16 protein-coding genes are annotated in these 9,296 nt (G+C 70.2%); 14 read left to right on the top strand and 2 right to left on the bottom strand.

The annotated features are described in order from the left end of the window. The 8 genes from ACYVIH_RS22870 to terL form a co-directional block, all read left to right on the top strand. Positions 1-262, top strand: a 262-nt coding sequence (locus ACYVIH_RS22870; protein WP_460871847.1) for a hypothetical protein, incomplete at its 5' end; no start/stop codon positions are given. Positions 263-712: 450 nt separating this feature from the next. Then, positions 713-1,366: a hypothetical protein gene (locus ACYVIH_RS22875; RefSeq protein WP_460871848.1), complete on the top strand. Its 654-nt coding sequence runs from the start codon at positions 713-715 to the stop codon at positions 1,364-1,366. Further along, positions 1,363-1,818 carry a ribonuclease H family protein gene (locus ACYVIH_RS22880; protein ID WP_460871849.1) on the top strand — a complete coding sequence of 152 codons (456 nt, stop codon included), beginning with the start codon at positions 1,363-1,365 and terminating at the stop codon, positions 1,816-1,818. The genes ACYVIH_RS22875 and ACYVIH_RS22880 overlap by 4 nt, the downstream gene beginning before the upstream one ends. Continuing rightward, positions 1,815-2,273, top strand: a complete 459-nt coding sequence (locus tag ACYVIH_RS22885) for a hypothetical protein (RefSeq protein WP_460871850.1) — start codon at positions 1,815-1,817, stop codon at positions 2,271-2,273. Before ACYVIH_RS22880 ends, ACYVIH_RS22885 begins: the two co-directional genes overlap by 4 nt. Further along, positions 2,270-2,647: a hypothetical protein gene (locus ACYVIH_RS22890; protein WP_460871851.1), complete on the top strand. Its 378-nt coding sequence runs from the start codon at positions 2,270-2,272 to the stop codon at positions 2,645-2,647. The genes ACYVIH_RS22885 and ACYVIH_RS22890 overlap by 4 nt, the downstream gene beginning before the upstream one ends. Beyond that, complete coding sequence (locus tag ACYVIH_RS22895) at positions 2,644-2,817, top strand: hypothetical protein (RefSeq protein WP_460871852.1); 174 nt, start codon at positions 2,644-2,646, stop codon at positions 2,815-2,817. The genes ACYVIH_RS22890 and ACYVIH_RS22895 overlap by 4 nt, the downstream gene beginning before the upstream one ends. After that, entirely contained in the window at positions 2,814-3,584 is a 771-nt protein-coding gene (locus ACYVIH_RS22900; RefSeq protein WP_460871853.1) for a hypothetical protein, read from the top strand. The genes ACYVIH_RS22895 and ACYVIH_RS22900 overlap by 4 nt, the downstream gene beginning before the upstream one ends. A gap of 98 nt (positions 3,585-3,682) precedes the next feature. Then, on the top strand, positions 3,683-5,197 hold the full coding sequence (gene terL / locus ACYVIH_RS22905) for a phage terminase large subunit (RefSeq protein WP_460871854.1): 1,515 nt from the start codon (positions 3,683-3,685) through the stop codon (positions 5,195-5,197). Here terL and ACYVIH_RS22910 read toward each other — a convergent pair. Then, complete coding sequence (locus tag ACYVIH_RS22910) at positions 5,194-5,397, bottom strand: hypothetical protein (protein ID WP_460871855.1); 204 nt, start codon at positions 5,395-5,397, stop codon at positions 5,194-5,196. The genes terL and ACYVIH_RS22910 overlap by 4 nt on opposite strands. Before the next feature lie 46 nt (positions 5,398-5,443). On the opposite strand from ACYVIH_RS22910, the gene ACYVIH_RS22915 reads away from it, so the two are divergent. From ACYVIH_RS22915 to ACYVIH_RS22935, 5 genes are read left to right on the top strand one after another with little or no spacing between them, the layout of a single operon-like run. Next, complete coding sequence (locus ACYVIH_RS22915; RefSeq protein WP_460871856.1) at positions 5,444-7,000, top strand: hypothetical protein; 1,557 nt, start codon at positions 5,444-5,446, stop codon at positions 6,998-7,000. Then, positions 6,997-7,218, top strand: a complete 222-nt coding sequence (locus ACYVIH_RS22920; RefSeq protein WP_460871857.1) for a hypothetical protein — start codon at positions 6,997-6,999, stop codon at positions 7,216-7,218. Before ACYVIH_RS22915 ends, ACYVIH_RS22920 begins: the two co-directional genes overlap by 4 nt. Then, positions 7,206-7,430: a hypothetical protein gene (locus ACYVIH_RS22925; protein ID WP_460871858.1), complete on the top strand. Its 225-nt coding sequence runs from the start codon at positions 7,206-7,208 to the stop codon at positions 7,428-7,430. Before ACYVIH_RS22920 ends, ACYVIH_RS22925 begins: the two co-directional genes overlap by 13 nt. Beyond that, positions 7,427-7,555, top strand: coding sequence for a hypothetical protein (locus tag ACYVIH_RS22930; protein ID WP_460871859.1), 129 nt, complete (start codon positions 7,427-7,429; stop codon positions 7,553-7,555). The genes ACYVIH_RS22925 and ACYVIH_RS22930 overlap by 4 nt, the downstream gene beginning before the upstream one ends. Before the next feature lie 5 nt (positions 7,556-7,560). Next, positions 7,561-8,622: a phage minor head protein gene (locus tag ACYVIH_RS22935; RefSeq protein WP_460871860.1), complete on the top strand. Its 1,062-nt coding sequence runs from the start codon at positions 7,561-7,563 to the stop codon at positions 8,620-8,622. On the opposite strand, the gene ACYVIH_RS22940 is transcribed toward ACYVIH_RS22935, so the two are convergent. Continuing rightward, complete coding sequence (locus ACYVIH_RS22940; protein WP_460871861.1) at positions 8,595-8,750, bottom strand: hypothetical protein; 156 nt, start codon at positions 8,748-8,750, stop codon at positions 8,595-8,597. The two genes, ACYVIH_RS22935 and ACYVIH_RS22940, sit on opposite strands and share 28 nt — an antisense overlap. A gap of 40 nt (positions 8,751-8,790) precedes the next feature. Here ACYVIH_RS22940 and ACYVIH_RS22945 point away from each other — a divergent pair. After that, the coding region (locus ACYVIH_RS22945; RefSeq protein WP_460871862.1) for a hypothetical protein at positions 8,791-9,296 on the top strand (506 nt) is incomplete at its 3' end.

Consider the following 9,296-nt stretch of genomic DNA (forward strand, 5'->3'; position numbering starts at 1 on the left):
CGAAGAGGTCCCCAAGAACGACGACGGCACCTTCCGCCCCACCAGCCTGATGGAGAAGGTCTCCCGCTTCATCGAAGAGAACGACCAGTGCACCTTCACCGACCTCAAGGACGCAATCACTGCCAAGGACAAGTGGCTCCGCGACGCCATCCAGGTCCTGGTCACTGAAGGGTTCGTCGCCCGCATCGACGGCGCCCGTCGAGCCAAGCTCCACCACTCCATCGCTCCCTACCGAGAGACCGAGGACGACCATGTTTCCTGACCCCAACGAGTGTGTCCCCGAGTGTGTCCCGAGTGTGTCCCAGAAGGCCCCACGGGCAAGCGCGAGCGAGTGTGTCAGTGAGTCCCCCCGAGTCACCCCTTTAGGGGGACTCAGGGACACACTCAGCGAGCCCGTCACGAGTCAGTCCCACGAGTGTGTCCCACACCCCGCCGACACAGGCCACACCACATGGCTCCTCACCCCCCGATGCCGACCCGCCTGGACCGCCGCCCTCCACCTCCTCGACGACAACCAATGGCACCCCACCAGCGAGGTCACCGCGGCCATGCGCGCAGCCGCCAACCTCGCACCCAGCACTATCACCAACCACCTCCGTGCCGCCGGCCGCCGACGCTGGATCCAACAGCGACGCGGACGAGTCCGACTCCGAGACCGCGTCCTCCTCGAGCAGGCCCTCGACACTCAGGCCGGTGCCCGATGACCGGGCCGATGTGTGACGACGACCCGATGCGTCAGTCCGGCGCGACGTGGTGCGACGACCACGAGCGGTGGGAGTGCTCGAAGAACACCAAGCGCGGCTCCGTCCGCTGCCATGGTGTCGCCCTCCGCGGCCTCGACCGGTGCCGGTTGCACCGCGGGATCGCCCGCGACATCGCGCGTGCTCAGGGGGAGGCGAACCTGCTCGCCTGGTCCTCGGCCGCCGGCAAGGACGCCGCCCCGCTCGATCCCGGTGCGACGGTGATGGATCAGCTGCGGGTCGCGGTGATGCGCGCCGACCTGTACGGGGAGCTGCTGCGGGTCCAGGTCGTCGATGAGGACTACACCGGCCTGGTCGGCCCGACGTTCGCCGCTGGCCGCGACGGTGCGCGGGTGGAGACCGGTGAGCAGGTCCGTGGTCTGGCTCGGTTGGAGGCGGAGTGGCGGGATCGGGTGGTGCGGTTCGCGAAGGCGGCGCACGACATGGGGATCGCTGAGCGGCATGTCGAGCTCGAGCAGCAGAAGGCGCAGCTGGTGGTGCAGGCGTTCCTGGCCGCGCTCGGTGCGATCAACCCGGTGCCAGCGGATCGTGATCTGGCGTTGCGGACGTTCCTGCAGGGGCTCGGTAGGGGGCCGGAGACGGTGGCCGGGGAGGTGACGGCGTGATCGGTCCGGTCGTGGACACCCCGCATCCGTACACCACCGTCTACACCGACGGCTCCTCGACCGGCAAGGTCGGCCCCGGTGGCTGGGCGTGGGCCATCGACGGTGGCCCCGAGGCCTCCGGTGGTGCGCTCGACACCACGAACCAGCGGATGGAGCTGCAGGCCGCGCACGAGGCGGTCCGGGCGCTGCCCGGGCTGCTGCTGGTGGTCTCCGACAGCCAGTACGTGGTGCGCTGCTTCACCGACTCCTGGCACGTGGGCTGGGGTCGACGTGGGTGGCGGAAGGTCGCGAACGTCGACCTGTGGCAGCCGTTCGTCGCCGACGTGCTCGACCGTTGCGGTGAGGTTCGGTTCGCGTGGGTCAAGGGCCACTCCGGGAACCCGATGAACGACCACGTCGACGCGCTGGCCAAGGCTGCGCGGCTGGCGATCACCCCGGCGGTGAGCGCATGACGCCACACACGCAGACGATTCTCGCCGACCGCGAGGACGGGCACTCCGCCGCGGGCATCCCCGGCAACTGCCTGCAGACCGTGGTCGCCTCGATGCTCGACCTCGACGTCGAGCAGGTGCCGCACTTCGCGACCTACGTCGACTGGTTCGCCGCGATGCGCCGCTGGGCCCGGGAGCGGGACGGGGACTTCACGTACTTCGAGTTCCCCGTGCCCGAGGAGTACGCCGCCGCGTGGGACCAGGTCGTCGCGTGGGGTCGTGAGCACCAGGCGCACGTGCTGCTGTCCGGGCCGTCGCCGCGGGGCCCGTTCTGGCACGTCGTCGTCGGAAACGTCGACCTCGAGACCGTGCACGACCCACACCCGTCGCGCGCCGGCCTGCTCGAGGTCCGCGACGTCATCGTCTACTGCCAGCCCTACGCGCCCGCGCCGATCACTCTGGAGTTGACCGCATGAGCAACCGACGCAAGATCCGCAACCCGCACCTGTCCCTGGCCGCTGGTGACCCGGCTCCGCCGTTCGAGCCGCGGTACAACGGCTACAAGTGCGACACCTGCCACGGTGCGTGGCTCACCGTCGACCTAGACGATGGCGTCACGCCGATGTTCTCCCCGTGCTTCCGGACCGAGGGCTGCGACGGCCAAGCCGTGTCGATGGGCTACCCGCCTGGTCCTCCGCCGGCCGGTCTGGTGCTGCTGATCGAGTGGTTCAAGCCGACGACCACCCGAGGGCTTGACCCGGTGCTGGCCGATCACGTGCGCCGCGGTGGTCTTCTCCGGCGGGCGGCCGCGGGTGCCCCGGCCTGGGTCAAGGCGATGGCGCAGTCGTGAGGGTCGCTCGCTGTCCCCGCTGTCACCGCTACCGGGTCGTGGTCGGGATCAAGCGCCCGCGGTTGCGGCAGCACCACGCCCAGTCGCGGCTCGGCGCGCCGCTGTGCCCCGGCTCCGGCCTACCCGTCCCCACGATCGACCTCCACGACCTCCAGGAGCTCGCACGATGACAACCCCACCCCTCGACACCACCGACTACGTCCGCGAACTCACCGAACGCCACACCAACCGCGCCCACTACACCCTCCGCAAAGGCGACACCTGGTACGGCCAAGACCACCTCACCACCGTCCCACCCCTCCTCGAACAGCTCTGGCACGCCGACACCCCCTCACCCACCGCCGAAGACGGCCCCCGCCCCGGCTACGGCTCCAAACCCACCGCCCGTCTCGAAGCCCTCGACGTCGCCGTCCGCATCGACCTCGAAGCATCCCGCTGGGTCCGCGAGCTCGGCGAAGACGACCCCGGCGACACCATCCGCTGCGTCCGCCTCCTCCACTCGCTGCTGCCCTCCGCGCACGAGGTCACCCGCCGCGCCGCCGGCAAGGACATCCGCCGCTGGTGGACCCAGGCCCGTGTCGCTACCGGCTGGGACTCCCCGGCCTGGCGACCGGACAACACCTGCCCGATGTGCGGCACCCGCGGCACCTTGCGCGTCAACCTCGCCTCCCAGGGTGGGTTCTGCGTGGAGTGCCGGGAGACGTGGGACGAGTCGAACATCGGGTTGCTGGCCGACCACATCCGCGGCGAGTCCGAGGCCGAACGGTCACCGCGGCGGGGGCGAGTAGCGTGCTACTGCCCGATCACGGTCATGCCGAACGGGCAGGTCGCGCGGCCGGTGATCACCGGGTTGCGGCTGTGCCCCGTGTGCGGGTCGGCGCGGTGCGTGCACGCCCTGGAGCAGCCCGACACGCGGGAGCAGCAGCGCGGTGCTTGACTCAACCGCCACAGACGTCGCATCCTTCACTTGGCGGGTGAAGTGTCTCCAGACACCGAACCCGTCTCGTGCGTCCGGGCCCGGAGCGAGGTGACCTCGTGACCGCCGACGGCCTGTGGCTCGACATGATCGAGACCGCCCTCGCCCCGGAACTCCGCCACCGCCCCTGGTCAACGCCAGGCGAGATGGCCCAGGCACTCGACCGCGGTGTCCGCCAGACCCCCGCCCTCGAGCTCATCGACCAGACCCTCGCCCGAGTCGCCTCCGGCGAGGTCGAGCGACAGATGATCTCCATGCCCCCACAGGAGGGCAAGAGCCAACGCACCTCCGTGTGGTTCCCCCTGTGGCTGCTGCACCGCAACCCCAACCTCCGCATCGCCGTCGTCTCCAACGGCTTCGAGCTCGCCCAGACCTTCGGCGAGCAGATCCGCGACCACCTCAAAGCCCACCCCGACCTCGGCCTCACCCTCTCGACGTCGACGGCGAAGAAGCACGAGTTCAAGCTTCTCGGCTACCAGGGCGGCGTGATCTGCGTCGGCATCGAAGGCTCGTTGACCGGCCGGCCCGTCGATGTGCTGATCATCGACGACCCGTACAAGGACGAGAAGCAGGCCGACTCCAAGGCATGGCGGCAGACCGTGCAGAGGTTTTGGGAGTCCGTGGCCTTGACTCGCCTTGCGCCCGGTGCGCCGGTCGTGATCGTGCAGACCAGGTGGCGGCGCGACGACCTGTCCGGGTGGCTGCAGGCCGAGCACCCCGACGAGTGGGAAGTGCTCAACATCGCAGCCCAGGCTGTCGACCCGTTCTCGCTGCCCGAGACTGACCCGGAGTACGGCAAGCCCGACCCGCTCGGTCGAGAGCCCGGTGAGTTCATGGAATCAGCTCGAGGCCGCACCGTGCGGGACTGGTTGAAGAAGATCCGCGAGGTCGGGTCCCGGGTCTGGAACGCGATGTACCAGGGTCGTCCCTCCCCCGTCGAGGGCGGGATCCTCAAGCGGGCGTGGTGGCAGCGGTACGACCAGGCGCCTTGGGTTGAGCACCCGGACGGTCACCGCACGGTCCTCGGGTTCGACGACGTCCTCATGTCGTGGGACATGGCGTTCAAGGACACCGACTCCTCCGACTACGTCGTCGGCCAGGTGTGGGGTCGCCGCGGCACCGACGCCTACCTGCTTGAGCAGGTCCGGGGCCGGTGGGACTTCGTGGAGACCTGCAACCAGTTCGAGCAGCTCGCGGCGCGATGGCCGCAGGCGGTGCTGAAGCTGGTCGAGGACAAGGCGAACGGGCCCGCGGTGATCGCGTCGCTGAAGCAGCGTGTGGCGGGGATCGTGCCGGAGGAACCGCAGGGCAGCAAGGAGGCCCGGGCGCGAGCAGTGTCGCCGCTGGTGGAGGCCAAGAATGTGTGGCTCCCGGCGCCGGCGTTGGCGCCGTGGGTGGGTGGCCTGATCGAGGAGTGCGCGGGCTTCCCCACGGCCACGAACGACGACCAGGTCGACGCCCTGTCGCAGGCGCTGAACCGGCTGATCCTGCAGCCGCTGCTGGCCGGGGAGGACCTGCTGACTGAGGACGACCTCGACGAAGAGCTTGAGGACTTCCAGATCACCCCCTACTAGCGCGGCCCACTCACCGTGGTGTTTCCTCCATGCGCCTGATTCGGAACACGCAGCCACGCCGCTGCCTCAGCCAAGTCGCGAGCAGCTGCGGCGTAGTCGGCGATCACCCGGCTGCTGACCTGTCCCGTGGTGTCCGCGGTGCGCTTGGCGACCTCATCGATCGCCGTGAGCAAGGACTCGAGTACCTGTGTCATCTCCATGCCCAGCACCGTAGGACAGACCACCGACAGGATGGGAGGGGCGATCATGACAGTTAGCGAGTGGCCCACCGCCCCCTCCGCGCAGGTCGTCGACCTCACCGCCCGTCTCTCCGAAGCCGAGGCGATGAACGAGGTCCTCGAGGAGTCCCTCGCTGACCTCGAGCTCGCCGCCGAGGACCGCGGCTGGCAGCGGCTCTCCGCCGACCTCGACCGCGACTTCTCTCGGGCCGGCCTGCAGCGCATCGCCACGAACTGCCGGATCATGGCCATCGCGTCCCCCATGGTCAAGCGGGCACTGAACCTGCGCATCGGCTATATCTGGGGCCAGGGCGTCACTCTCACCGGCCGCGACGAGGACGTCAACGAGGTCGTCCAGGCGTGGTGGGACGACGAGTCGAACCAGGCCGCGCTTACGAGCTCGCAGGCGCAGGAGGAGCTGGAGCGGGCACTCGGCACTGACGGGAATGTGTTCCTCGCCTGCTTCACCGCTCCCAGGACCGGCCGGGTGCAGGTCCGCAGTACGCCGTTCGACGAGATCCAGGACATCATCAGCAACCCCGAGGACCGCGACGACCCGTGGTTCTACGTCCGCCAGTACACGACCACGGTCGTGGAGCCGGGCTACAGCGGGCAGACGCGCACCCGCACGGAGACCCGGCGGGTGCTGCACCCGGATCTGCGGTACCGGCCTCGGATGCGACCCAGGTCGATCAACGGGATCCCCGTCCAGTGGGATGCACCGATCCTGCACGTGTCGGTGAACCGGCTCGACGGGTGGAAGTTCGGGATCGGTGACGCCTATGCGGCGTTGCCGTGGGCGCGGGCCTACGACGGGTTCCTCACCGACTGGGCGAAGCTGGTGAAGGCGCTGTCGCGGTTCGCGTGGCGGCTGACCGGCGACAAGTCGAGCCGGGCCCGGAAGGCCGCCAGCGCGGTCCGGGCCGCCCAGCCGGTCGACGGTGCCGCGGCGCCGGTCGGTGGTGTCGCCGCCGGTGGCCCGGGCGTGCACCTCGAGGCGATCCCGAAGTCCGGCGCCACCATCGACTCCGAGTCCGGCAAGCCGCTCGCGTCGCTGGTCGCCGCCGGCATGGGTGTGCCGGTCACGATGCTGCTCGCCGACCCGGGACAGACCGGGGCCCGGGCAGTGGCCGAGACGCTCGATGACCCGCTGATCCTCGAGATGGGGATGCGGCGGCAGCTGTGGGCCAGCGTGCTGCGTCGGCTGACGTCCTACGTGGTCGATCAGGCGGTGAAGGCGCCGGCCGGGCCGTTGCGCGGCATCGTGGGTCGTGACGAGTACGACCGTGAGGTGATCACGCTCGCCGGTGACGTCGAGCGGACCGTGGACGTGGACTGGCCGCCGTTGGACGACCTGGACCCGAAGTCGCTGGTGGAGGCAATCGAGCGGGCCGACGCGGTCGGTGCACCGAAGGCGGTGTTGATCCGGCTGCTGCTGCAGGCGTTGCGGGTCAAGGACGTCGACGAGATCCTCCAGCCGTTCCTCGACGACGAGGGCCGTTGGGTCGACCCCGACGCGACCGCGGGGCAGGCCGCGGTGGATGCGTTCCGCCGCGGGCAGGACCCGGCCGAGGCGCTGCGATGACCGGCCAGCGCACGCGCCGGTTCGAGCTGCATCGCGACGTCGATGTCTCCGGCATCTCCGGGACCGGTGTCGTCGCCGACGGCGTCCTGTTCCCCGACGGGCACGTCGCCACCCGGTGGCGGTCCCTCGTTGCGCAGACCTGCGCGTGGGACTCGATTACGGACGTCGAGCACGTGCACGGCCATGGCGGCGCCACCCGGATCGTGTGGATCGACTGACCATGGCCGCGGTCCGCACCGTCCCGATCGTCTACCGCATCCTCGAAGTCCTCGACGTCGACCACGGCCACTGGTGTCACCACTGCCTGCTGCCGTCGGCCGCGGTCATCACCCTCGCCTCCCAGGCCACCATCGCCGGCGTCGACGGCCCGTTGAAGCTCACCCGCGGCGTCCGCTGCCTCGAACGACACGGGTGGCTGGAGAGCCTGTGACGGGCTGTCGCTGCGGCGACGACCGCTACCACTGCCGCTACGGCTACCACCACGTCGTCCCCCAGCTGGCCGTCGACTGCAGCGGCCGCAGCCACAACCACCACGGCGACGCCGGCGAGGAGTGAGCCCGATGGCCATCACCCGCCGCACCCTTCGCCTCGAGCAGGAACTCCGCGACGAGCTCGCCACGGTCACCGACGCCCAAGCCCGACACCTGGTCCGCGCCTGGGCAACCGCCTGGGACGAAGTCGCCCCCGACCTCACCGCCGTCCTCCTCGACATGCTCGTGGCCGGCGACCGGGTCACCCGCACCCAACTGCTCCGCTCGACCCGGCTGCGGAAGGCGCTCGCGGTCATCGCCGACCACCTCGACACCCTCGCCACCGATGCTGGGGTACGAATCACCAGCGACCTCCAGGCCGTGATCGACGCCGCCGGCGGCGCACAGGCCAGCGTGATCGACTCCCAGCTCCCCCCGAACGCGCCGGAGCTCGTCGACCTGGACGCCTGGTCGAAGGTCGACGAGCGGCAGATCACCGCGATCGTGGAACGCTCCACCGAGCAGATCACCGCGCGCACCAAGCCCCTGTCGGCCGAGGCCTACGACGCGGTCCGTCGTGAGCTGATCCGCGGCGTCACCTCCGGGTCGAACCCACGGGAGACCGCCCGCCGGATCGTGGCCCGCGCCGAGGGTGGCTTCAACGGCGGCCTCACCCGCGCCCTGGTGATCTCCCGCACCGAGACCCTCGACGCGCACCGTGCCGCCGCCGCGGTCGGCCAGGCCCAGCACACCGACGTGCTCGCCGGCTGGGTGTGGACCGCGGCACTGTCCGCACGGACCTGCCCGGCGTGCTTCGCCCAGCACGGCACCACCCACCCGCTGACCGAACCGGGGCCGCTGGGCCACCAGCAGTGCCGCTGCTCCCGGGTGCCGGTCACCCGCTCCTGGGCCGACCTCGGGTTCCCTGAGCTGGAGGAGCCGGAGTCGCTGCTGCCCGACGCCGAGGCGTACTTCGATGGGCTACCGGCCGCGGACCAGAAGACGATCCTCGGCACCAGACGGTACGACGCCTGGGTGGCCGGCGAGTTCCCGATGAGCTCCTGGGCCGTACGACGCACCACCCCTGGGTGGCGGGACTCCTACGTGGTTGCCCCCGCCCCGGTTCAGAGCGGTGGCCGGCGGGCCGCCTGAGACGGCTCGTAGGACACCGCACCGCACCGCTCGCACGTGGACACCATCTCCGCGCCGCGCAGCGTCAGGTGCAGCTCGGCCAGACCCCAGACGTGCTCGACACAGTCCGCGTCGTCGTCCATTCCCACACGCGAACGCTAACCCGTCCCAGACCCGGAGGTCACCGTCATGTCGAAGAAGCTCCTCGAGCAGGTGAACCTGACCGAGGCCGCCACGAGCAGCGACACCTCCTCCGGTGTGCTCGAGGTCGAGTTCATCACCCCCGGCTGGGGGTCCTCGGGGTACTACTCCCGGCAGGTCCTCGAAGCCGCCGCGCCCCTGTTCACGCCCGGCCTGCAGATGTTCATGGACCACCCCTCGGCCAGCGAGAACACGGACCGGCCGGAGCGATCTGTGCGTGACATCGGCGCGATCCTGCTCGAGGCCGGCCACGTCGACAAGAGCACCGGCGGGATCCGCGGGAAGGTCAAGGTCGTCGCCCCGTACCGCGAGCTCCTGACCGACGAGGACTTCGTCACCAACATCGGGGTGTCCATCCGCGGGTCGGCCACCGACATCACCGTCGGGGAGGCAGAGGGACGCACCGGCCCGATCATCGAGGGCCTGGCCGACATCCAGTCCGTGGACTTCGTAACGCGTGCCGGCCGGGGCGGGAAGGTCCTCGGCGTGCTCGA

Source organism: Nocardioides pakistanensis, from assembly GCF_054781215.1.

Excerpts from the sequence above, each read along its gene's own strand:
- ACYVIH_RS22935 (WP_460871860.1), top strand. The coding sequence starts at position 7,561 with ATGGCCATCACCCGCCGCACCCTTCGCCTCGAGCAGGAACTCCGCGAC.
- ACYVIH_RS22885 (WP_460871850.1), top strand. The coding sequence starts at position 1,815 with ATGACGCCACACACGCAGACGATTCTCGCCGACCGCGAGGACGGGCAC.
- ACYVIH_RS22890 (WP_460871851.1), top strand. The coding sequence starts at position 2,270 with ATGAGCAACCGACGCAAGATCCGCAACCCGCACCTGTCCCTGGCCGCT.
- ACYVIH_RS22875 (WP_460871848.1), top strand. The coding sequence starts at position 713 with ATGTGTGACGACGACCCGATGCGTCAGTCCGGCGCGACGTGGTGCGAC.
- ACYVIH_RS22900 (WP_460871853.1), top strand. The coding sequence starts at position 2,814 with ATGACAACCCCACCCCTCGACACCACCGACTACGTCCGCGAACTCACC.
- ACYVIH_RS22915 (WP_460871856.1), top strand. The coding sequence starts at position 5,444 with ATGACAGTTAGCGAGTGGCCCACCGCCCCCTCCGCGCAGGTCGTCGAC.
- ACYVIH_RS22910 (WP_460871855.1), bottom strand. The coding sequence starts at position 5,397 with ATGGAGATGACACAGGTACTCGAGTCCTTGCTCACGGCGATCGATGAG.
- ACYVIH_RS22920 (WP_460871857.1), top strand. The coding sequence starts at position 6,997 with ATGACCGGCCAGCGCACGCGCCGGTTCGAGCTGCATCGCGACGTCGAT.